At 34.8% G+C, this 25723-nt stretch carries 16 protein-coding genes; 1 reads left to right on the top strand and 15 read right to left on the bottom strand.

Annotated features, from left to right (window positions below; translation table 11 throughout):
* Positions 1–453 precede the first annotated feature (453 nt).
* Both HNS40_RS17865 and HNS40_RS17860 read right to left on the bottom strand, forming a co-directional pair.
* Complete coding sequence (locus HNS40_RS17865; RefSeq protein ID WP_172283419.1) at positions 454–3654, bottom strand: two-component regulator propeller domain-containing protein; 3201 nt, start codon at positions 3652–3654, stop codon at positions 454–456.
* An 11-nt stretch (positions 3655–3665) separates the two neighbouring features.
* Complete coding sequence (locus HNS40_RS17860) at positions 3666–6071, bottom strand: tetratricopeptide repeat protein (protein WP_172283417.1); 2406 nt, start codon at positions 6069–6071, stop codon at positions 3666–3668.
* Between the two features lie 313 nt (positions 6072–6384).
* On the opposite strand from HNS40_RS17860, the gene HNS40_RS17855 reads away from it, so the two are divergent.
* Positions 6385–7059 carry an energy transducer TonB gene (locus HNS40_RS17855; RefSeq protein WP_172283415.1) on the top strand — a complete coding sequence of 225 codons (675 nt, stop codon included), beginning with the start codon at positions 6385–6387 and terminating at the stop codon, positions 7057–7059.
* Positions 7060–7139: 80 nt separating this feature from the next.
* On the opposite strand, the gene HNS40_RS17850 is transcribed toward HNS40_RS17855, so the two are convergent.
* The 13 genes from HNS40_RS17850 to HNS40_RS17790 form a co-directional block, all read right to left on the bottom strand.
* Positions 7140–9548, bottom strand: a complete 2409-nt coding sequence (locus HNS40_RS17850) for a thiamine pyrophosphate-dependent enzyme (RefSeq protein ID WP_172283413.1) — start codon at positions 9546–9548, stop codon at positions 7140–7142.
* 199 nt (positions 9549–9747) lie between these two features.
* Positions 9748–10395, bottom strand: coding sequence for an energy transducer TonB (locus HNS40_RS17845; RefSeq protein ID WP_253916419.1), 648 nt, complete (start codon positions 10393–10395; stop codon positions 9748–9750).
* Between the two features lie 125 nt (positions 10396–10520).
* Positions 10521–10901 carry a glycine cleavage system protein GcvH gene (gene gcvH / locus HNS40_RS17840; RefSeq protein WP_172283421.1) on the bottom strand — a complete coding sequence of 127 codons (381 nt, stop codon included), beginning with the start codon at positions 10899–10901 and terminating at the stop codon, positions 10521–10523.
* A gap of 114 nt (positions 10902–11015) precedes the next feature.
* Positions 11016–11660, bottom strand: coding sequence for a TatD family hydrolase (locus HNS40_RS17835; RefSeq protein WP_172283409.1), 645 nt, complete (start codon positions 11658–11660; stop codon positions 11016–11018).
* A 3-nt stretch (positions 11661–11663) separates the two neighbouring features.
* On the bottom strand, positions 11664–12662 hold the full coding sequence (locus tag HNS40_RS17830) for a DUF4837 family protein (RefSeq protein WP_172283407.1): 999 nt from the start codon (positions 12660–12662) through the stop codon (positions 11664–11666).
* Between the two features lie 67 nt (positions 12663–12729).
* Positions 12730–15273 carry a BamA/TamA family outer membrane protein gene (locus HNS40_RS17825; protein WP_172283405.1) on the bottom strand — a complete coding sequence of 848 codons (2544 nt, stop codon included), beginning with the start codon at positions 15271–15273 and terminating at the stop codon, positions 12730–12732.
* Positions 15274–15279: 6 nt separating this feature from the next.
* A complete protein-coding gene (locus HNS40_RS17820; protein WP_172283403.1) occupies positions 15280–16659 on the bottom strand; it encodes a LutB/LldF family L-lactate oxidation iron-sulfur protein in 1380 nt (459 codons plus the stop codon).
* A gap of 9 nt (positions 16660–16668) precedes the next feature.
* On the bottom strand, positions 16669–17118 hold the full coding sequence (locus HNS40_RS17815) for an RpiB/LacA/LacB family sugar-phosphate isomerase (protein WP_172283401.1): 450 nt from the start codon (positions 17116–17118) through the stop codon (positions 16669–16671).
* A 148-nt stretch (positions 17119–17266) separates the two neighbouring features.
* Entirely contained in the window at positions 17267–19246 is a 1980-nt protein-coding gene (locus HNS40_RS17810) for a hypothetical protein (RefSeq protein WP_172283399.1), read from the bottom strand.
* A gap of 47 nt (positions 19247–19293) precedes the next feature.
* Positions 19294–20247, bottom strand: coding sequence for a class I SAM-dependent methyltransferase (locus HNS40_RS17805; protein WP_172283397.1), 954 nt, complete (start codon positions 20245–20247; stop codon positions 19294–19296).
* 14 nt (positions 20248–20261) lie between these two features.
* A complete protein-coding gene (locus HNS40_RS17800; RefSeq protein WP_172283395.1) occupies positions 20262–21011 on the bottom strand; it encodes a glycosyltransferase family 2 protein in 750 nt (249 codons plus the stop codon).
* Between the two features lie 16 nt (positions 21012–21027).
* Positions 21028–23361, bottom strand: coding sequence for a tetratricopeptide repeat protein (locus HNS40_RS17795; protein WP_172283393.1), 2334 nt, complete (start codon positions 23359–23361; stop codon positions 21028–21030).
* A 1-nt stretch (position 23362) separates the two neighbouring features.
* Positions 23363–25321: a tetratricopeptide repeat protein gene (locus HNS40_RS17790; RefSeq protein ID WP_172283391.1), complete on the bottom strand. Its 1959-nt coding sequence runs from the start codon at positions 25319–25321 to the stop codon at positions 23363–23365.
* Positions 25322–25723: the final 402 nt, after the last annotated feature.

Raw genomic sequence — 25723 nt, 5'->3', positions numbered from 1 at the left:
GAGGTTTTGCAACACTTTTCCAAAAAGTGTTGAAGAGAAATATATTATCATGCTTTTTCAGATTAAATGAACCATTTGAGTAATATATTTATTAATAATAGCTTCCTAAATTAACAAGAGAAAAAAATGACTAGATTGTCCATCCCCAAGAAAAACACGTTAATCCGATTTGCCCAGACAATGCTCATCTTACTGCTTAATGATAAGCTACCACAAATGCACGAATGGTTTATGCTGGTTTGGATTTACACGAATGCTAGCTAATCTTCGCCATGTATTTCTCCAACGCTACTCCACTCTGAACTTTAAACTTAAAACTCTGAATTTTAAACCTACTCCAATTCTCCTCCATAAATGCTTCTACCGGAGGTAATTCTATTAAGAAAAAACCTAGCCATAACTTTAAGTACTTTAGGCACTTTATGAACTCTAAGTACTTTAAGTACTTTTCCCCTACACCTTCACCCCTATCACCAAAACATCATCTAACTGTTCTTGCTCGCCTTTCCAATCATTAAAGGCCAGAAGCATGTTCTCTCTTTGTTGTGTAAGCTCCTGTTTTTTCTGTTCAAGAATGAGGTTTTTAAAACGCTTATAATTCATCTTTTTACCTTTTGGTCCACCAAATTGATCGGCAAAACCATCGGTGAAGAAATACAGCTGATCTCCGGCAAGTAGATTTACTTTATGATTGCTAAAAGCTTCCTTATCTCTGGCATGAACTCCAATAGGCATACGATCTCCTTTTTGCTCAATCAACTCGCCTTCACGAATGATATACAGGGGATTATAGGCACCTGAAAACTGTAGCTTTCTGGTTTCTGTATCTAAGATAATCAATGCAATGTCCATTCCATCTTTGGCAGTATCAGCACTATTACTTTGATGCAAGGCATTAATCACATTATCTCTCAGCTTCTCTAAAATATCACTGGCCACAAACTTGTTCATTCTACCCACAATCTCATTGAGGTAAGCAATACCCAACATACTCATAAATGCTCCAGGCACACCATGACCTGTACAATCAGCTGCTGCAATAATAAGGTGCTTGCCTTTCTTGATATACCAATAGAAATCGCCACTCACAATATCCTTAGGTTGATAGAGGATGAAAGCTTGGGCATAGAGCTGATACAAATGCTCCTCCGGCCTCATGGCAGCATACTGAATCCTACGAGCGTAGTTTATGGAATCGGTAATATGTTTGTTCTTTTCGGCTAACAAGTCGTTTTTGAGCGAGATCTCTTTAGTACGGTCAAGTACTTTTTGCTCCAATATCTTTTTCTCCTTTTTGAGGAGGTAAATTCGATAGCGCACTCCATAAAATGTAGAGGCGATGATGATCAATAAACTTCCGCTAATAAACCACCAAGTTTGCCAGAAAGGTGGTCGAATAGTAAACGAGTATTGAGCCGGAGTTTCATTTTCTACTCCATCGAATGTAATGGCCTTCACCAATAATTGATACTTCCCTGGGGGCAATTGTGAGAAACTAATATTCTTTGAATTAGTCACCTCCCTCCAACCAAGATCTAAACCATCTAGCATCACTTGGTATTTCAGATCAGTCTGATTACTTAATGAGATGGCATGATAATTAAAACTAAAAGAGTTTTCATCGTAAGGGAATGTGGCTCCAGAGATCATAGGAGCCTCCTCCATATTCACTTTCATTTGTACCAAATGAATAAAAGCTTCTTTTAATTTACGATCCTCTGTTTTGGTATCATAAATCATAAGTCCCCCTGTGGTCCCAAAAAGCAAGACCCCATCTTTTCGTTTTAAAAAGGAGTTGGTCTTGGTTTCAATTCCAGTATAGCCCACATTCTTATTATAATGGATGATTTCCTTGCTATCAAGATAATAAACATTTAAGCCATTATTACTTCCAACAACTATTCTATTGTCATCCATAAAGTGCAATAGGCTCACATAATTAGAAAGCAAACCAGATTGCTGGTCAATTACTTTTACTAAACTATCCTCTACTAATTTAAACACGCCATCAAAGGTTCCTACCCAAAGCTGACCACTTGGACTTTCCGCAAAACATATAGGGGTTATGGTTCGGGTTTTTTCGAGGATGGTGATATTTCCATCTTTATCTATATTGTTAATCCCTCCATTTCGAATTCCAATCCATAATTTATCCTGTTCTCCTCGATACAAAGTCTCTATATCACGGTCTGATAATCCATCGGTTTGAGAAAGTTTAAATATTTTTCCGCTATTAACCTCGTAATTAATCAGGCCATCAACAGTAGCAATATAAAGATCAGAACCCACTACCTCAAGATCATGAATCATTTTAGCATTTTTTGGCAGGTTAGAGTTGATTACATAATCATATTGAAACTCTCTTGTTTTGGTATTAAATTTTTGGATTCCCGATAAGGCAGAACCTATCCAAATATTACCATCTTTGTCGCGAACTAAATTCTTTATTTTATTGGATATCAATCCCTCAAAAGAAATAGCATCTTCATTTTTTTGATTATAGATTGCTAAAACTTCGGCTTGAGTTGATGTTGAAAATTCTAAAACAGCCACCCCATAATTTGTGGCTAATAGGATAAGGCTATCATTTACTTCGCAGATATCAAAAATTTGCTCATTGGGCAAGCCATTGTCTTCTGTCATAGATAAAAACTGATTACCTTTAAAAATATAAAACCCATTTTCTTGAGTAGCAATATATATATTCCCTTCTGTATCTTCCGTTATCTTCTGAATACTCTGGCCCTGAAGACCATTCTTCACATTAAAATTAACCTGCACACTGTCTTCTACTACTAAACTCACTCCTCCTCCCCAGGTACCCACCCATATTTGTCCTTTAGAATCCTCAAAAATAGTACTCACCCAATTATGGGCTAAGCCATCTCTATGATCGAAGAATGTGAAAACAGAATCTTGAGCATCGAATTTATAAAGTCCACCATTATGTTTTCCAATCCAAAGGTTTGCTTTTGTATCTTCCATTAGGGTAGTTGTTAAAAAGAAAGAAGGAAAACCTGAGGGTCGAAAGAAATGAAATTTAGCGCTATCAGCATCCATATATTTCATATCCACACTGGTGGCGAAAAATATTCGCCCATCACTTGCAGCCGATGCATTGTAAATTTGGGAGTCGATACCATCTCTACCTGAAAAATGACTAATGGTTTCTTGATCAGAGTTTACATTCTGAATAATAAACAATCCTGCCCCAATGGTACCAATGATAATATCTCCATTGGTATTCTGGGTAATATCACTTATTTCTCCTTTGGCCTTAATAGAATCGTTTATAACCTCTCTGAAACCTAATTTAGTTTTCAGGTAAACATTTCCATTTTCATAACCCAACCATAATTGACGATCCGAATCTAGGAATAAAGCTCTAATTGAATTTTCAGGTATACCATCCTCCGTTCCAAAATTCTTAAAACTCTCACCATCAAAACGGCTTAAACCCGAAGGAGTTGCCAACCATATATACCCACCATCATCCTGAAGAATATCATATACTTTTGAATTAGAAAGGCCATCTCTTACACTATAATTTTCGAAATAATAGGTTTGAGAATATGCTAAAAAAGAGAGGATAACAAAAAGCGAAACACTTAATGTTCTTTTAAAAACAAGCCCTAGAATGTGTTTAATATGCATGACATCAGGCTTTATTCCTGATTATCATCTGTTGCTTCTTCTGCCGTATCTGTAGCTGGAATATCTGCCTCCCTTTTAATAAAGAAGAAAGTTCCATTCTCATCCTCAAGACCATCAATTTTACCAAACTGAGGTTTTTGCTGGTTGTCTTTAGTTACAGCTTCACCCACGTTTAATACAATACTTTCAATGGGCAAACAGGCCTCAGAATTATTAATTAATGAATTGGCAAAAGTCTTAGTAAATTGTGAATTATCAGAGGCCAATTCATAGCCAGCTGAAGAAAGTACTTGAGATGATTTAAACTTCACTGCTTTTTCATCGGCACAAGTTCTAATCTCAATATCATTTCTCATGGCTTGATAGAAAGAAGGCCCAGATTCACAAGCATCTGTTATCACCAAAGTATGTGTTAAATCATTGGCATAAACTTGCATACTTGCTTTTAGGTTATTCAAATTAAAATAGGAGAATTCATCTGTTCGATCTGCATCAATAGGAATCCAATAACCAGTTTCATTTTGAAATTTACCATGACCAGCATACCAAACTACCAAAGAGTTAACGTTTTGATTTTTTACCATATCACGCAATTCAATACTGAAAAAACGCTCCATTTGCAATTTACTCATATTGGGGCGATGAATAAAATTATGGATTTCATAGTTTGCCAAAGCCGATCGCATTAACCTCACGTCTTTTACTGGTCCATCTAGGGAAGCGAAAGACTCATATTCTGAATTCTCAATAAATACCACCCAGGTTTTTCCCATTGGGCTATCAGCAGCATAAAGAGCCTCCTCCCTATTCAAGAAATATTCTGTTTCTAATTTATTGTCATAGATATCGGTAACAATCATCACAATTTTAGTCTTATCGCGTAGATCCATATTTGTAGAGAATACGGGATTAGCTTCATCACGACTGAAAGGGATAACCACATCATCAATCAATATGGATTTAATCAAACTTTCATCAGTAATACTTCCTTCGAAATAAACTCTAGAATCATCAGCATCCAATATCATTTCGTTATTTTCATTTACGAAAGGATTCATAAAAGCCACTACTGGAATATTATTTTCAACCCTTAAGATATTATAAGTTGTTGTTGATTTATTTCCGTAAACATCCTCAACGGTGATATCAAAAGATTCCTTATCAAGCACTGAAATAGATTGTGTTAACTCTAGACTTCCTGAATTAGAATTTACTTCAATGCCATTTCCATCTATAACTAAACTCTCAATCTTATTATCATCTTGAACTTGTAAGTTTAAATCAACCATTTCGGTTTCATTATTAACTCTTAGTGTTTTATCTTTAACATTATCATTAATTACATGAACTGATGGGGCATCTGTTTCTCGTCTTAATTCAAACAAACGAGACTTTGAATCCGTAAGCATAGCATCTGCTACCACGACTCCTCCAGCAGACAAACCTATAATACGTAGTAAATCCTCTTGTGCCTTTACTTCATTATCAATTTCCTCATAAGCTTGAGCTCTTTTATAGAGGGCGTATGAATTTTTTGGGTCTTTATTAATGACAGCAGAATAATCGCCAATGGCATTCATATGCTGGCTGTATTCTAAATATAAGTCTCCTCTGAAATTAAGGTTATCGGTATAATCATCATCAGATTTATACATCACAATTACCTTTGACATATCATTGATAGCATAACTGTATTCAATTTTTTTATGGTAGCTATTGGCCCGAGTAAGGTAGGCAACTTTATTGCTTTTGTCAGAGCGAAGAACAATATTGCACTCCCCAATGGCAGCATCATACCTATCTTGATAGTAAAAAGATAATGCTAAGCCATTGTGATAATCAATATTATTAGGGGACTCTTTGATAGCTTCTTTATAACTGGCCTCAGCAGCAGTATAATTCTTTAAAATATACTGAAGGTTTGCGATTTCAAAATGTGATTCTGGAGTTTCTTTTACATCCAATTTTTTCTTAGCATAAAACAATGCTTTCTCCCAATCTTCAATTTTTTTCAAACAGGCAATTTGTTTATCGTAAACAACTAAATCCTTGGTTTCAATATTTAAATATCCCGCATATTTTGAAGAAGCTTTTTTATAATCTTCAATCTGAATATTTAGGTCTGCATTTTTCAACCATGGAATTTCTTCCTTTGGAGTAAGCTTATTTACCATATCCCAATCAGCAATAGCAGATTCAATTTCGCCTTGTTGAGTATAGATTTGAGCTCTTGTTTCATAAGCTTCCACCATGTTAGGATCAAGTTTGATGGCATGAGTCAAAGTAGCTTTGGCCTCATTTATTTGATTCTCTTTATATTGTTTACTTCCTGTACGAAGCAGTTTTTTAGCGCTTTGACCATCTACATAACTAATTGATACAAATAAGATGGCTATTAATAGTAGAAATTTTCTCATAGCTGTGATTTTACTTTTTATACTTTATTGATGCGTTAAGTGTTACAAAAATACAATAATTATTACAACAATATCAAATGATATTCAAAGAGATGCGGCATTTTAACGGTGTTTTTACAATAACAAAGTCATTATACAGAAATGCTAAACTGATTTTCAAGAATTAAACCATCAATATCCCATTTTTGGCACGGTTTTGTTATTTATTCCTTAAAAACCTCCTTTCATATCGATATTCTAGGAAACATAACAAAAGCGAATGGCTAATCAATTGTTATGCCTAATCATTTGTAAAACCTTAAAAAATCGAATCATGAATAAACGAAAATCATCATCCGCCAACCTAGAAAACAAAAAAATCATCTTCTTAGAAATAGGATTTGTACTTGCTCTTGCAGCAATATTGTTTTCTTTTGAATACAAATCCTATGATAAAATCATTTATGATAATCTCTACGAATCCAATTATCATGAAGATGAATTAATCAGCCCTATTATTCTTAAAAAGCAAGAAAAAATACCGGAGAAACCAAAATCATTTATGGTTTTAAATATTGTTCCTGATGACAATATTACAGAGGAAACCGAAATATTCGATCCCACTATTGATTTTGAGGAGCCCCTGGAACCTTGGGAACCCAATGAAGAAGTAGAACTAGAAATCGAAGAAATCCTCCCCTACTATAAAGTAGAAACAAAGCCCGTTTTTCCTGGAGGAGAATCAGCCATGCTTTCTTTTGTGGCTCGAAATTTCAAACTGCCTAGAATAGATTTAGAACAAGGCGTTAGTGGGAAGATATTTATTGCATTCACCATCAGTGCTGAAGGACAAGTTACAAATGCTCGAATACATCGTGGCATAGCCCCAGCAAGTGATACAGAAGCTTTACGAGTTGTAAACATGATGCCAAATTGGGAGCCTGGAGTACAAGGTATTAGAAAAGTAGCTGTTGATTTTGTACTTCCTATAAAGGTAAGCATCAGATAGCTATCCATACTCACCACTCACACTTGGAGTGTAAAAGCTAGGACAATAAAAAAGCGGGCTTTAAAGTCCGCTTTTTAAATCTAAAATATCTTTGGGAACCGCTCTGGATGATACTCATGCATCATATTATAAGCTTTTTCGAAAACATCTTCAGCATTAGGGTTGGAAAAATAATCACCATCGGTACTATAAGCTGCACGATGTGCCTTAGCCGTTAAAGTTAAGGGCTCAGCATCTAAATGATAGAATCCTTTTTGCTCTTCAATAACCTTCTGCATCATATAGGCAGTAGCTCCGCCAGGAACATCCTCGTCAAAGAAAATAACCTTATTGGTTTTCTTTAAAGACTCTAAGATACGATGAGTTCTATCGAATGGAAGCAAGGTTTGAACATCAATAATTTCGGCATCGATACCAAATTCACTTAATTGGTCTGCTCCATCCATGGCAATTCTACAACAGCTACCGTATGTCACAATCGTTAGATCTTTCCCTTCTCGTAAAACTTCTGGTTGTCCTAAGGAAATGGTAAATTCACCAATATTTTGGGGTTGTGGCTCGCGAAAACGATAGCCGTTGAGTGGCTCAATAACTAAAGCGGGCTCGTCACTCTTCAATAAGGTATTATACATACCTGCTGCCTGAGTCATATCTCTAGGTACACAAACATACATCCCTCTAATGGAATTGATGACCATACTTAATGGAGAACCACTATGCCAGATACCTTCCAACCTATGCCCTCGTGTGCTAATGATTACTGGTGCTTTTTGCCCACCTTTGGTACGGTAAAGCATGGTACTGATATCATCGCTCATCACTTGTAAACCATAGAGGAGGTAATCGAAATATTGAATCTCAGCAATAGGCCTAAATCCACGAAGTGACAAACCCAATCCTTGACCAATAATAGTAGCCTCACGAATACCCACATCGAAGATTCTCTCTTCGCCATGTTTTTCCTGTAAGCCTTCGAAAGTTTGATTTACACCTCCTATTTTTCCAACATCTTCGCCAAATGCAACAACTAATGGGTTATTCTGAAAAATATAGTCCCAATTATCGCGAAGAATTTCGCGACCTGGAACTTGTTTAGGTCTTTCTTCATAAATAGGAGCAATAGCTTCTACATTTAGAACGGAAGATGCATGAGGACTATGTAGATATGAATTATATCTATCACTATTTTTCTCCATTTCCTTTTCCAACCAATTGGTCACATTGGCTTTAAGGGAATGATTGGGATCACTACACTTATCACAAACCAAGCGAAGAATTTTCCTAGCTGAACTGATGATTTCCTTTCGAATAGGCTCACCCACCATTTTTAAATCTTTCTTAATGGAATCAATTTGAGGTGTATTGGAACAATGGCAAGATGAAATATTTGCCGTGGCCAATAATTCGTCACGCTCTTTCTTGATAGGTTGTAAAAACCTTTTCCAAGCTGTTTTCTTGGCTTCTTTTGCTCGGATAATTGCTGCCTTCTCTATCTCTACTAGGGTAGATTCATCAGTGATGCCCTCCTCTAATATCCAAGATCTCATTCTTGCAATGCCATCGAAATCTTTCTCCCATTGCAGCCTTTCTTCTGACTTATAACGCTCATGGCTACCGGAGGTAGAGTGTCCTTGTGGTTGAGTGACTTCTGTGATGTGAAATAGAACTGGGTTTTGCTCTTTACGACAATGCTCTATTCCTTCTTTATATATTCTACAAAGCTCAGGATAATCCCAGGCTTTTGCTTTTAGTATTTTATATCCTTTTCCTAATTCATTATTCTCAAATCCTTTAAGGACTTCAGAAATATTTTGTTTGGTAGTTTGGTAGGTATTTGGAACTGATATTCCCCATCCATCATCCCAAACACTAACAGCAAGAGGAACTTGCATCACTCCGGCTGCGTTTATAGTTTCCCAGAAATGGCCTTCAGAAGTACTGGCATCGCCAATGGTAGCAAAAGTAACTTCATTTCCCTTTTTAGTGAAATTAGTAAAAGTGTGGAGGGCTTCATTTTCTTTATATAATTTAGAAGCTAAGGCTAGGCCCAAAGCTCTTGGCATTTGTCCAGCGGTGGGTGAAATATCTGGGCTAGAGTTCTTTTGTGCGCTTAGATTTTTCCAATTTCCATTTTTATCTAAACTACGGCTAGCAAAATGGTTATTCATTAAACGCCCTGCATTGGCAGGAGTATTTTCCACATTGGTATCTCCATATAACTGGGAGAAAAACTCTTCTAGAGTCATCATGCCTGTGGCAAACATAAAGGTTTGATCTCGATAGTATCCTGAGCGCCAATCACCATCTTCAAAAACTTTGGCCATGGCTAGCTGTGGGATTTCTTTACCATCCCCAAAAATACCAAATTTAGCTTTTCCTGTTAAGACCTCACGTCTTCCTAATAAGCTCAATTGCCTACTTTCGTTGGCTAGTTTATAATCGTTAAGAACTTCAGAAATATAGGATTTAGAATGCTTGTGTGTTTTCATGTAGCTGTTTATAATTATTCTAAATTGGAGCGCAAATGTAATAAAAAGTTGAGTGGTATCAAAGTGCTCTAATTTTAAATAAATGACTTAATAGCTCAATAAAAATAGCATAAACACAGCTGAGAAAGGGTTGGTACATCAAAATAATGGAAGGAAAAAAACATAAAAAAAGCAGCCCAAAAGGCTGCTTTAATATTTTTTACTGTAGTGTAAACTTAATAGGCATTCGGTATTGAACCCTTACAGGTTTTCCTCTTTGCATACCAGCTTGCCACTTAGGCATAGATTTGATTACTCTAATGGCTTCTTCATCACAACCACCGCCAATACCACGAAGGATTTGAACGTCGGTTACAGCACCATCTTTTTCCACAACGAATGTTACGAATACACGACCACTTATACCGCTTTCTTTCGCCATTCTTGGATATTCAATATTATTACCAATGTAACGATACATTTCCTGCTCACCACCAGGGAATGATGGCATTTGCTCTACCACAAGGAAAATTTCTTCTTCTACTAATTCTTCCTCTTCTTCAACAATAGGTACGTACTCTTCCATTTCGGTGTCGTCGTCCATATCTACATCGATTTCAATTTCATCTTCCACCTCAACATCATCTTCTACAACGTTGATTAAAGTAACTTGTGGTGGAGGTTTTGGTGGAGGTGGCTTAACTTTTTGCTCTGTTATAGGAATGATTTCTTCTGGAGTATCATCTACAACACGCTGAACCAAATCGTATTCTTGCTTGTCATAGCTTTTCCATTCCATAGCTACAAAAACCACCGCCAGAGCAATAACAAAGCCAATCTCAAGGAATACCGTTCTCTTGGTCTCCAAATTTGCTTTTTCGGATTTTCTTCTTTCCATAATGTTATTATTTAAAGGCGTTATTTTTCTTTTTTTACGAGCCGCTAAAATATGAAAATTATTTTAATTCTCTAAAGCTCTGTTATTGTATATTCTTAAGCTTCTATTAAAGCTTTATAATCATCAGCACTCAAAAGAGAATCGAGTTCACCAGCATCAGCTAATTTCACTTTGATGATCCAACCTTTATCAAACGGGTCAGTATTGATTAACTCTGGAGCGTCTTCCAACTCAGCATTAAACGCTACAACCTCGCCGCTGATGGGCATAAATAAATCAGAAACCGTTTTAACAGCTTCAATCGTACCGAAAGCTTCTTCTTTATCAAGGCTCTCACCTTCAGTTTCCACTTCTACAAAAACGATATCACCTAACTCACCTTGAGCAAACTCAGTGATTCCAATATAGGCTTCATCGCCCTCAACACGAATCCATTCGTGATCTTTGGTGTACTTCAAATTTTCCAAAACGCTCATATCTAATATATTATAATTTAAAATTTGGTAAAATCTATTCAACTGCAATATTATTAATTTTTCCAATAGAAAAGCCTAATAAATATCATATTTCAGCCTATTTATATTCATTTTTTATTCGCTAAAAATAAGCCTTCTGTTTTTTTCAATTTCATGTATCAAAACCTTCTCTTCAATTCTATATTTTAGGCTTACCGCTTTATAAATATCTTCTATTCCCAGCTCACTTTCATCGGTTTCTAAAAAAAGTCGATTCAAGGAAATAGCTGAAATACTTTGGGCAATTTTGGAATTTGGATTTAATAATAAATGACCAATACTAAAATAAAATCCATTCTTCTGTAACTGACCAATTAAATCTTTACCACCATTGAACCCATGTAAAACCCATTTAAATATTGAGTCTTCCTCCTTTTTTATAACTAATAGTTCCTGATAAGCCTTTATACAATGAATAATGAGTACTTGTTTTTGAGACTTCTGAGCTATTCTAATTTGCCTATAAAAAATCTCTTTTTGTAATGCCAAATTCGTGCCACAAACTTTATCTAAACCAACCTCCCCAAGAGCAACACAATTGGGTAAATCAATATAATTTTCCAAATCAAGCAATGCTTGTTCAACATCAATGCTATCAATATCCCAAGGGTGTATCCCTATTGAAAAATCGCCTTTTTCTGGAGGAGGTTTTTTATCAAACCCAAGTCTATAATTAAAAATGCCCTCCCCTATTTTATGAGTATGAAAGTTAAAAAGCATCAATTAGTCAACAAGTTTCAAGGACCAAAGCATACCTTCTAATTCTCTCATCAAAGGTGCTTTCTTTTGTTTTGGAGCATAAGCAAATCCATCAATAGTAATGAGCTTCCCTCTTTTTTCATCAACAAAAGTATAGGAAATAAAAGGGCCTCCCATAAAGTCGTTTTCAACTCTCCATAACCCTCTCATCTCAACGGCGAACATGTTATTATAAGAAAGTTCTTTAGAAATAGGCTCAATATATTCATCAGAAATCACCTGATAGGAACCAACTGTTGGTCCAGGTATATATGTTCTAGTTAAATTATTTCTTCTCAACAAAATACTTCTATGATCAAAGTCGGCTGTGGAATGATAGGGCTGTGTATAAACGATGATATTCATAGAGTTAGCAGCCGTTTCTTTACGAACCCATAATTTCGTACTGTCTACTTTTGTCACAGAATAACCTTTTGGAATATTCATATCGATATGAAAATACTTTTTCAATTCCTTAGAAATCTTTAAATTTTTAAATTTAGACCCATAACTATTCATTATCCTTGTACGCTCATTATCAACAAATAAGTCGAAACTATTTTCTTTGACCTCCTCAAAGCTAATCAGCCATTCATGAATATTAGGTGCATTTATTTTAACCACAATTTGCGGAGCAGCCCATAAATCTTTCTTAGATTCCACAAAGGCTTCTTTTATAGAAGGGTCAATATTGACAATAAATATATTGTGATGTTTCTTAAAAATCTTTTTAGAAATAGATGCTTCATTGATATTAACTACTTTAAACTCTTGCTCAGGCACTGGCAACAGTTTTAATTCTCTTGTAAAATTTCTTCTTATGCTATCTCCAATTTCCCCATCCCATTGGCTTACATTATTTGTAACGATAAGGATCTCATTAAGCCCGCCCGTACTAGATCTTTGGGTAACTTCAGTGATTTCATTACAAGATATTAGACTTGTTAATACAATGAGCCATAAGGAAAGTTTAATTATTTTCATGTGTTAAGTTTTAGAATATTCACTTTTGTTCACTACGGAACAACCAATAATCGTTCCAAAAAAAGGGCTAGAATGGATATCCAATACCAAAGTTTAAAATAGGTTGTTTATAATAACTATCTCCCTGGCTATATACCCATTTATTAACCGAACCTAAACTTGGATCATATAATTTGAAGGCCAAATCGAATCGGAGGATAAAGAAACTAAAATCAAATCTCAAACCATACCCAACACCTAGCGCCATTTGCTTATAGAAGGTATCGAACTTAAACAATCCATCAGGAAAACTTTCGTTATTGTAGATATTCCAAACATTCCCAATATCCGCAAAAAGCGCTCCATTAATTCTCCAAAGAATATTATGTCGAAACTCTACATTAGCCAGTAGTTTAATATCACCATGCTGATAATAGTTCTTTAGCTGCAAAGTTTGCTCATCCAAGACATAAGCTCCCGGACCAACCGACCTCGCCCACCAAGCTCTTAAATCGTTAGAGCCGCCCATAAAATACTGTTTTTCAATTGGAGAAAAATCCGTATTTCCATATGGTATAATTAATCCACCGAAAGCTCTTGTTGTTAGGCTAATTTTATCATTCAGATACCAGGTATAGCGCAAATCGATATCCGTTTTATAATATTGATTATATAGTAGACCAGCAAAAGTATAATACCCAGGACCATTCATATTAAGAGAATCGCGTGTATCGTTAATATATTCCTCCTGCAAACTATCTGGGAGAAACTCATGCGCATAAGCCTCAATCACCTGAAGGTATATATCACCAGCTCCTGTCTTTTTAGTTCCTAGTGCATCGTTAGCCAAGGTCAAAATATTCCCTGCCACTTCAACTTTCAAGTTAATAAAAAAGAAATCTTTAGGTGTATTTAGCTTCTGATTGGTATAAAAAACAGAGTAATTTCCAGCAGGAATTACATGATCAAAATACTGATCATAAAGGTTTTTATCGATTAAGTATTGCAAATAATCATATTGGATATCTCTAAAGCGAGTCAAGTAAAAATCAATTGGGTTTAGATTATGTTTTAATTTCTTTGGGGTTGACCAACTATAACCAAAACTAGCACTCGTGGTTTGACGTACATACTCCGACCTGTCTTTTAGGGTAAACCCAAAGTTGACCAAGGTGCTTGGGAAATACCTATTATTGAATTTATAAAGCCTAAATGGTGAAAAGAAATTTGGAAACCTTAAAGTGGAATTTACACCATATTCATAGGCTAAGATACTTTCACCTTCGGCCAAATTAGAAGTCGACCTTTCTACTTTTCCATTAACCGAAATATCAAAAAATATAGCCCTCTTAAAGAGGTTTCTATGATTATAGGTGAATTTCAAACCTGTCCCAATGGTTCCTGAAGAAGTATAACCTTCTAAGTCTATGGAGTAAGATTGCTTGGTTCTTGGACTTAATTGAATTTCCACATCTAATAGCACAACACTATCCGATTTAGGCTTTTCAAGAGAAGGAGTCACTTTAAAATGAACAGATTTAAAAACGCCCAAACCGCCTACAGAACGAATGCTTCTGGCAATATCTTCTTGTCGGTAAATACTATCTTTTCTTATATCTATTCTTCTTTGTAAAAGATTGGGCTTAAAAGTAAGCTCGTCGTAATATTTAAAAGGAATACTATCTTTCCCAAACAAATGAATTTTCATGTCATCCTCATGAAGAATATCAAAACGATAAGGATAATTGTGTACTGTAAGGCTCTTAAAATAATACACAGGGAAGTTAGACTTAGACTTCAGTGTATCACCGTTTGCAGATGTTTGATAGATCTCAATACCAACCTTTGCCTCCATTGTTTTTTGAAGTGTGTCGGCAAAATACACAATTTGGTCGGGACCAAAACCATAATATCCATGATTCTGCAATAGTGAGCTTATATCGTAGCGTAAGTTATCTAGTTCATAGGCATTAAACAATTCTCCAGCCTTTGGAATCTTCAACTTAGTATTAGAGGAAATTAAGGATTCTATTCTTTTATCTGTTGTCTTAAGGTTCAACTGACTAATTTTATAAGGAGCATTTGGAATGATATGATACTCGACCAAGGCACGTTGCTTTTTCTTATCAAATCGCGCACTGTCACTATGAACTGAATAATAATACCCCAGATTACGCATATATGCCGACATTCCTTCTTTTGATTCTTTTAAAGTAAGTCTATCATAGATTACTGGTGCTTCACCAACACTATTTCTCCACCACCGACTTAAATAAAAAGGATCTTGTTTTAGCTTTTTCCCATTTTCTAATCGCTTTTCATTTTTCTCTTTTGCTTGGATGGCTCTTTTTTGGTCACGTTTGGCCTCCTTAATTGGATCTACCATATTATAAAGACTTACATAAAATGGCCATCCTAATATGGTTCTATTGGGCTTTTGAACGGCAAAGTTTTTTACTTCAGCTTTATCTATAGTTTTCTCAGCAAGAACAATCTGATTCTCTTTTAAAATATACTGATTTTCTTTTAAATACTTAGTGGGACTACAAGATTGAAATAATAGCAGAAAAACTAAGCCTAAGAAAAAGGCTGGTCGATGAAAGCGGATATGCCTAATGGTGTCATCCCACATAAATGACTATTTATTTGGATGCTGCTCTATCCATCTTTTATTAAATGATTTTTCTGCCATTTTTGGAAGGTTTCGTTTATTTCCCCACGCTTTTTTAAAGAAAAGTGAGGCGATGAAATTCTTCACTCCTCCACCGAACAAATCCAATAGTTTTCTTTTTAGCATGAATTTTTCCCAGGTTTTCACCATGGTTCTTTCAGAAAAGGTAGTGAGTTTTTGATCTACAGCATCTTTTCTATTTTTAAGGAGCATGTCGTGGAGAGGGATTTTAACTGGGCAAACCTCGGTACAGGCTCCACAAAGGCTAGAAGCAAAGCTCAGATGTTTATAGTCTTTCATGCCCAAAAGCCAAGGTGAAATTACAGAACCTATGGGCCCCGTATATGTAGTTTTGTACGTATGACCACCTATGTTTTTATAAACGGGGCAAACATTCAGGCAGGCACCACATCTAATACAACTCAAAGCTATACTTTGTTGTTCTTGCTTTAATACTTCTGTACGCTGATTATTTAATAAAATAACATACGTTTCTTCAGGTCCCTCCTCATTTTCCCGCTTCCCACCTGTGATAATGGAATTATATACCGTTACATGCTGTCCCGTTCCATGAGTGCTTAATAATGGCCACATGAGAGCTAAATCATTAACGGAAGGTATCATCTTTTCAATTCCTGCAACAATAATATGCACTTTGGGAAAAGCCATAGTAAGGATACCATTCCCTTCATTTTCAGTAAGAGCAATTGAACCTGTATCAGCAATCAAAAAATTGGCGCCTGTAATTCCAGCATCAGCAGAATAGAACTTATCTCTAAGTTTCATCCTTACCCTGCCTGTCATTTCTTCGGCACTTAGATTTTCATCCCAATCAAACTTTTGATGAAAGAGTTCTGCAACCTGCTCTTTACTTTTATGCATGGCAGGAGTTACGATATGGTATGGCTTTTCATCTGCCAATTGCACAATATACTCCCCTAAATCTGTCTCAACCGATTCAATACCATTCTTTTCCAATGCAGCATTCACTTCAATTTCTTCCGTAGTCATCGATTTACTTTTGACGACTTTCTTGACTGCTTTTTCTTTGAAGATCCTAAGGATTTCTCTGTTAGCATCTTCGGCATTAACTGCCCAAATGACTTTACCCCCATTTTGAGTAAAGTTCTGCTCAAACTCAATTAAATATTTATCTAAATCATTAATAGCCTTACGTTTAACATTGGCGGCACGCTGACGAGCCAAATCCAAATCTGCATATTGTTGCAAACCATCTCGAAAGGCCTGGTCATATTTACCAATATTAAAGTTAAGGGTCTTACGATGCTCCATATCGAAGGCCTTTAATTTAGATGCTTTGTTGAATTTTTGAGCAGCTTCTGACATAGAGTTTCTTTATAACAATTGAGATATTTTTTCCACTCTACCAATATGTCTTCCCCCTTCAAAATCAGTATTAAGAAAGGCTTGTAACATTTTCCAAGCTAAATCTTTTTCCACAAAACGACCAGGAATACTCATAATATTAGCATCATTATGCATTCTTGTTAATTGTGCTTGTTCGACAGTCCAACACAAACCTGCTCTTACCTTTAGGTATTTATTGGCTGTAATTTGAGCACCATTACCACTGCCACATAAAATGATTCCCATACCATAAACACCATCATTGATAGCTTTAGCCAGAGGATGAATCATATCTGGGTAATCTACACTAGCGTCACTATAAGTCCCCATATCTTCAACCTGATAACCATGAGCAACCAGTTGTTCTTTTAAAAATTCTTTCATTTCAAAAGCGCCATGATCACAGGCTATGGGGAGTTTTTTTGTCTTATCAAACATCTGCTTGGTTTTAATGGACAAATTTACAGTAAAATTTCTATTTGGCGACATGCCATATGCATAGCTTTTGAGAAATTTTTAAAGCACTTTTTTTGAAACTCTCAGTTCCATAAAAAGCCAATGATTAATTGTACCTATCCTTAAAGGATCATTTCATTTTTTCCGCTCGTTGAAACAGCTCATTGGCCTGTTCTGTTTGACCGAGATTTTGATGTGTTAATGCCAAGTTGATAATGGTTGATTTATCATTTGAATTAAGTTGATATGCCTTATTTAAATTCATCAAGGCTTGCTGTAAATCTCCAGTCATGGCATAAGCCATACCTAAATCCGCAAAGGCATAGTAATAAGAATCATCAATATCTATAGCCCTATTGAGATAGTAAATAGAAGAATCTAACTGATTAAAATCTTTACCCCAAGTTTGTCCAAGCATATAAAAGGATTCGAAGGATTTCGTTAAACTCCTTAACTCTTTGACATCATTTAATTTTATTCTTTTATCTTGAATTTTCTTTAATGACAATACCATATTATCAATAGCCAATTGGTAATTGGCATCCCTACTCAGTACTTTTAAATAGTATTTATTGGCCTCCTCAAATTTAGCTTGTTCATATTTAGTATTTGCCATTAAAAGCAACCCCATATTGGTTTCATTTCTATCAATTGCATATTCTAGATAAGCTGCTGCTTTGTCCAAATATTCTTCCCTATAAGCTTTGCTACTTCTATCTCCTTTGAGCTCTATGGCTTTATTTAAGTATTGCTGAGCTGCGCTTTGAGTCATAATAGCACTCTTACTCGATATTTTCACATCTGTGGTATACAGAGTGAAATTATTTTCCCAGTCTAGATTTCTATCAATGGTTTTTGCTGAATACAAAAAGGACATCATCAAAAGTGCAATCATCATTATGTTTTTAGATAACTTTCCCTTTGTCCATTGGGGGAGTTTTTCAAGCAATAAATAGGCAATAATAATAGTGAATCCTAAGGATGGAACATACATAAATCGTTCTCCCATAAATGGCCCAATAATAAGAGCCAAATTAGAAACTATGGAAAAAGTGATCAGATAATACCAGATTCCAAATGCAAAAACACTCCTTTTTCTAAGCCCCAAAGTGGCAATAAGGCCTAAGGCTAAATAGAATATTATTGGAATGATAGATTTGAAATGATAGATTTCTACATAATCGATGTGAAATGGATAGTAATCTATAGTTAAGGGGCTAGGATAGAATAATAGTTGTATGTATTTACCCCATGTATAAAAAACAGTTCCGTATAATTGGCTCCAACCATCAGCGTACATAAATGAGTTGCTTACGATATTATCTGCTTGTGTTGATTCCACATCAATATGCCCAAGGACGGATTGTCGACAAAACACAAATAAAATGACTGTAGCAAACAAAGCTCCAATCAGGGTTTTATACTTTGAAAATTGAACTTTTGGATGGAAAGTCCAAATCGTTAAAGGGATGACCAATAAGAACATGGCCGCATTCTCTTTGGCAAATAGTCCTATTAACAAAAATATGCAGGATAAGAGTAAATCCTTCCATCTTTTATTTTCAATATATTTTAAAGCCCAAACCAAAGACATGATAGAGAACAAGAAAACCAAGATCTCATCGCGTCCTTTAATATTAGCTACGACCTCAGTATGTATAGGGTGGGTAATAAATAATAAAGTAGCAACGAATGGAACAGAAAGTAATTTATCTTTCAATAACAAAGGCCTTCTATCTTTAAAAAACAAGATGGATAATAAATAAAACACCAAAAGCCCAGTGATGCCATAAAGTAACACATTTACCATATGATTTATCTGAGGATTCTCTCCAAACAGACCATATTCAATTGAGAATGTAGCCAAAGACAATGGTCGATATCTACCTCCTTTAAAAAGGTTTTCCTTCCCGGTAAACCCATAAAAACTATCGTGAGTGAAATGATCTACAATTCCAGAGAAGCCTTTTTTAGTAAATTCATTTCCAGTAATTACGCTATAATCATCATAAGCAAATTGATGTGTAAAAGTGTTAGAATAGATGAATACAGAAATGGCAAATACAATAAAATAGATGATTCTATCGGGATTTAAAATTTTCTCCTTCATAATTCTTGTTTTTAATTAAAGGTAATTATTCCTTACTAACCGACTTCTCATTTCTTTCTAAATACAAATTCTACTGTAGCGCTTTTTTTAAATAAGCTAGCAATCACATCGCTGATAATAAATATTGGGAAGCTCAGGATGAAAAACATTTTCTGTAAAATTATATTAAAAGAAGAATATTCTTGAGTATAAGTATGGTTTCCCTTCATACTCTCAAATAAAACTTCTCTTTTCTTATTCCATAAATTCAAAATACTCTGCACCATTCCAAACGGATTTTGCTCCATTGAAAAATACGATTCATCTATAAAAGCAAAACCTTGCGACTCCATTAAACCACGAAATGTTTTAGGCTCAAAAAAAAACAAATGCCGAGGAGGGTCTAAATGAAGCCATTTCCCTTTAAATATTCTACTTTGCCAACTATCTATATTCGGAAAAGACATCACCAAAACTCCATTAGGCTTTAAAATTTCATGTATAATATTCAAACTTAGCTCAGGTTCTGAAAGGTGTTCAAAAACATGAAATAGAGTAATGGCATCGAAGCTTTCTTTATCAAATACAACTTCTTCAAGAAAGCCTATCCTCAAATTTACTTGGGGAATTCTTTTGGCTCGTTCTGCCGATTTTCCAGCTAACTCTGTTCCGAAAAGCTTATAATCTCCATGTTTAACTAATGATTCTAAAAACTGTCCATTTCCACAACCAATATCAAGAACAGCAGAATTTGCTTCAATATATTTACTTAATTTTCTAGCTCGACCTCCCCTAAAATAGTCTAAGATTTTTTCTACAAGTGGAAAACTAAATTTTTCTTCCTGCTCACCATAATAATCATCGGCATAAGCTTGAGCCAATTGATTGGGGCTAGGGTTTGGAGCTAAATAGAAGGCATGACAGTTGCAACACTGATGAATTTCCCAATGTTGACCAAAAACATCAATGGTTTTATATTTAAAATTAGATGGTGAGGATTTACAATAAGTACATTTATCCATACATGTGTTTCTAATTATTTTTTGTTTTTAAATATATCATAATTGCTTAAGCCCCACTTTTGCGCCCTATATTTAAGTGAGGTTGCCAAAACTCCAAATCCATATTTCGTACTTCGTTGAAAGTTGATAGAGGAAGCTCCTTCGAAATATTTAGTTGGACAAGTAACCTCAGCAATTTCATATCCTGCATAGAGAATCTGAGCTAACATTTGGTTATCAAATACGAAATCGTCAGAATTAGCTTCATAATTTACGGTTTCTAAAACTTCCCTGGAAAAAGCCCTATAACCAGTATGGTATTCTGATAATTTTGCACTCATCAATATATTTTGAAATAGCGTTAAGAATCTATTGGCTATATATTTATACTTTGGCATTCCTCCATTCAACGCACCTTTGCCCAAAATTCTAGACCCTAAAACCACGGGATACAAATCGTTTGCAATTAAATAAGCTACAGACGGCACCAATTTAGGAGTATATTGATAATCAGGATGAAGCATGATTACTATGTCTGCGCCAAGCTCTAAGGCCTTACGATAACAAGATTTCTGATTGCCTCCGTATCCCATGTTTTTCTCATGTTCAACAATATATTTTATACCAATTTCTCTACCTTTTTCTACTGTTTTATCATGACTAGAATCATCAACCAAAATCACCTCGTCAACCATTTCAAATGGAATCTCATTATAGGTCATCTCCAGAGTTTTCTCTGCATTATATGCTGGAAGTATGATTACTACTTTCTTATTATTAATCATATGGTATTAGTTTATTCTATTCGATAGATTTCTTTAATGCGATATCTGCTAGATCTTGTTCTCCAATATCTTGATAAATATAAGCTAATTTTTGCAAGCCAGACTTGTTATTGTTTTTTAAAAATTCATCGAATAATTGTTGACATAGGTCTTTTGCTTTTTCCCTATCACCAGTTTGCAGCAATGAATTTACTGCATTAAACTTCAAATTGGTGTTATTGGGGTCTATTTCGAGAGCTTGCATAAAACATTGAGCTGAGCCCTCATAATTTCCAGAAATACCAAAGGCTACTCCCAAATCTTCTAAAACCTCAATGCTATTGGGATTTTGTGTTTTGGCAATGGATAAATACTCAATGGCTTTTTGCAGGTTATTTTGATAGCGCCCATAGGTTCTTCCCAAGTAATAATTGGTTTGCCATTTATCTTTCAAATAAGGGTAAACAAGCTCCAAACCATTTATCAAGGACATAGATTGTTGAGGATTATCATACTCTAATTTTATCCTCGATTGAAACAAATTATCTTGAACAATCTGATTATTGGGTGACAGCTGAAGTACCTGGTGATAATAGTAAAAAGTACTATCTAAATTTTTACTGAGCCAAAACTGTGCATTCCCCATTAAAATTAAAGCATCCACATAACTTGGATGAATTCGAATAGCCTGATGAAGGTATTCTATGGCTTGATTTAGGTTTTGATTCCTTTGAGTAATACCTTCCAAATCCATGGCATATTCTATCAGCTTTCCAGCTGCTGAACAATTACTTTTAGCAGAATTAGAGGAGGTTTTTACATCAGTGGTCATCAATACAAAATCATTCTCCCAAGCTCGGTTCCTATCAATAGTTTTAAAAGAATACAAACCAATAATGGTGAATAGCAAACCAAAAACTAGGTAGTTTTTCAAGTTCTCATTTTTCAATACAAGCGGGAGTTTTACGAGTATTAAATATCCAGTGATAATAGAAAATCCAAGTGAGGCACCATAAATAAATCGCTCATTCATAAAGGCTCCAATAGAGAAAAGAATATTTGAAGTTGGAGCTAAACTAATGGCGAAAAAGATGATTCCAAAGGCCACTTTATGTCTTTTGAATAATCCGAAAATGGCATAAATTGCTAAAGAAAGATATACTACAACAGAGAATATGGGCCAAAAATCCCAAGATTGTGCTGCAATGTGATAGGGGTAATAATCATAAGTCAAGGGATGAGGGAATATCAAAAGTTTCAAGTAAAGCAATAGAGAATAGAGGATGGTAGCGTATTTGGTCATCACATCCATTCCATAAAATGAGTTATTCATAATCTCTGTGCTCTCGTGAACTCCTATACTTGCAATACCTTCAACATACAAAGCTCTAATGAGCAGATAAACAAATGAAGCCAAAAGAACAGGCAAAATTGAAACACCCATTTCTTTCCATTTCCCTCCTCTAAAAAACCAAATAGCTAGAGGTATAATAGCAATAAAAGTCACAGCTACTTCTTTAGAGAATACTGCTACTAGGAAAACCCAAAAACTACCAAATAAATACTTGATTTTTTGAGTATCAACATATTTAAAAGAAAGATATAAAGCCCATAAGGACATAAAAAAGGCAATAATTTCATCCCTTCCTTTTATGTTGGCAACCACCTCGGTATGAATGGGATGGGAAATAAATAATAGTGTGATAAAAAAGGGAAGCCAAGCTTGAAATACAGAGTTGGAATCATCACGAAACATCAAGCTTAAAACCATGAAAAGGATAAGACCCGTGAAAGCAAAGAAAAGAACATTAACAGTGTGGCTAATAAATTGATGTGCTGGTTGCTTACCTTTCATTATCCTTAAGCGTTCTATAATCACCTTTCTTTCCTTATCCCTAATTTGATACTTATCAAGAATCAAATTCTGGCCTTTTTCTAAATCACTATCCTTTAGTGTTATCAAAGTTTTGTTTAATTCCTTATTCAGCTTTTGAAACGGACTTATCTGGTTTTTATTTGAATGATTTTGATTCAGTCTTTTTTCTAAATCTAATTCATCAAGGCCTTCAAAAGGAGAGCCCATAATAAATTCATACTCCATGGCAAAGGTAAGAAGCGAAACAGGTCGATATCTGCCACCTGCCACTAAATCTTTATTCTTCTCATCGAAAAAGCCATTAAATAATTCTTGAGAAAATATTTCAGGAATCCCATCAATACCATTTAATACATATTCATTTTCGGTAATTACTATGGCATCGTCTAAAGCATACTGATGGCGCAAAGTATTACCAAACAAGATAAATGAGAGTAGAAAAATCAGGCCGTAATTCAACCATTTGCTCTTCATATATTTTCTTTCAAGCATCATTCTATGATTTGTTTTGAATTGATTTTGCCAATTTATAGTGTTTTTGGGCCTTATTTTGTTGATTCAAGAATTCATAGGTCTTTGCTAGAAAAATATGAATACTTGCTGGGTTTTCATGATTCAATTCTAAGGCTTTATTAAAGTATTTAATGGCTTCTTGATAATTCCCCGACATGCCATAAATACTTCCAATATTTGAATAGCTATTGGCATCATTAGGACTAAGTTCAATGGCTCGTAATGAGTATTTCAAGGCATTTTCAGTATCCCCCATATCAAAATATAAGGCTCCAAAATTCTGATAGGTGACTGCTGATTCTTTATACTGAATCGTTTTTTCATATTGTTCTCTTGCCATTAAAAAATGTTGATTCATTAGGTCTGCATATTTTTGAGCCTGATTTTGATTTGAATTACTTAAAGCCTGCTGCCCTATCTTTTTATAATTGAGTCCCTTTCTATAATTCGCCAAACCGATTTGTTCAAATGCATCATAATAATTAGGATATATTTTCAGTGCATATTGAAATTGTTCAATAGATTTATCTAAAAATTGGATGGCTTCATTTGGATTTGCTGTTTTCAATCCTTTATCTTGCATAACCTCTAAACCATAATGATAACGAAGGTGAGCGCTATTGGGTGATTTTTCTATATCAGCGGAATACAAACTATAACTGCTTTTCCAATCTCTATTTCTCTCAATGGTTTTAAAACCATAAAAAACTAAAATAACTGATGTAAATGCCAAAACTTTTGAGTGATTTTTAAAAAAATGAAAAACGGTCTTCTCTTGTTGAGCTTCCTTCACTTTTACTTTAAACAGTTTTAAGATTCCAACTGACACCATGATAGAAAATCCTAAAGAAGCAAAATAAAGCATTCGCTCTGCGTAGTTTGTCCCTACCATAACAAAGATATTAGAATACAGTGATAGGGTAAATAGGAAGAAGAAAATCCCATAGCTCAACACTTTATTTTTTTTCCAAGATAACAAAGCACCTATAAAAATGCTCAAATACAATAGCAGAGAAACTAAAACACCTCCATTTCCAAAACCAACCAAAGGAACTTGAGAATAAGAGACATCGCTAACCAGTGAAACTGGCCAAACTAATTGATAAAAATACTTACCTAATATTACTAATGCTGTAGCCCAGCGTTCAAGAATCGGAGCCTCTATCAAACTATTATCCAGGATAGAAACAGTTTGATCTGACATTTTTGCCTCTCCCAATACCATCGTTCGAATCATCATATAAGCCAAAAATGGAATTAAATATAAAGCCGTTCTCGGTAAAAGAGACTTCACCTTCTCCTTCTCCGCAAAAAACAAAACTGATAAAGGAATCACCAAAATAAAAGTTACGCTCCCTTCTTTGCTCAAAAATGCTAAGAAAAACAAAGCCAAGGAGCCAAACAAGTATTTCTTTTCTGTGCGTTCTGCATAAAGCCAAAAAGTATACAAAGTCAAAACAGAGAACAAGAATGACAAGATTTCATCCCTACTTTTAATATTGGCTACTACCTCTGTATGTATGGGATGTGCAATAAAAATAAGGCAAATAATAAAGGGTAATACGATATGATATTTTTTCAAAACCTTTAGCAAAGTCATAAAAACAATAAACCCTGTAAATCCATACAAAATGATATTTATCAGGTGTCCCAGCCATGCCTGATTCGGTGCCATTTGCCATTCTGCTGCAAACATCAATAAAGATAAAGGACGATATAAATTCTGATATTTTTCATCATAGCCATGTCTGTAAGAAGTCGTTAGTATTTCACCAAAACCACCAAAGCCTTCTTTTACAATTCTATTATCGGTAATTACTGATGCATCATCTAAAACATAACCATGATTTATAGTATTTAAATATAAAAATAGGCCAAATAATGTGATGATTGTGGCAAATATGATGTTCAGGTGATTGTTCATTTGGTTTGTTTTTTTCATCACTATAAATAATTTGCATTCAAATCTATGAAATTATTATGACATCATTTATAAGCAACTTTAAAATAATAATTTGCAATAAATTAACAATTCATTATATATTGATTTAGTCTAAATATGAATAATAATTACTATCATTGCTTACTTATCTTAGAGACTGTAAATAACTCAATTACTTCAAGTTATAAGGTAAACCAAAATGTCAATTCAATTGAAAAATGCCGACATACTAGATTTTGCAATAGGGTCAGATCAAGTAAAACAATAAATAATAATAGGGTTACCCATTTAAGTCTCGTGTAATTTAATCGAAGCGTAAGCAATCGGTTTATGCTCTACGCATCTCTGAATGATTTTATCTAAAATTGATTGGCGATGATTCCTTCTGTTAAATCTAAAGAA

The sequence above is a fragment of the Lentimicrobium sp. S6 genome (assembly GCF_013166635.1).
GTDB lineage: Bacteria > Bacteroidota > Bacteroidia > Bacteroidales > UBA12170 > UBA12170.
The sequence above is the reverse complement of the archived record's forward strand: the minus strand, read 5'-3'. Positions and strand labels throughout refer to the sequence as shown.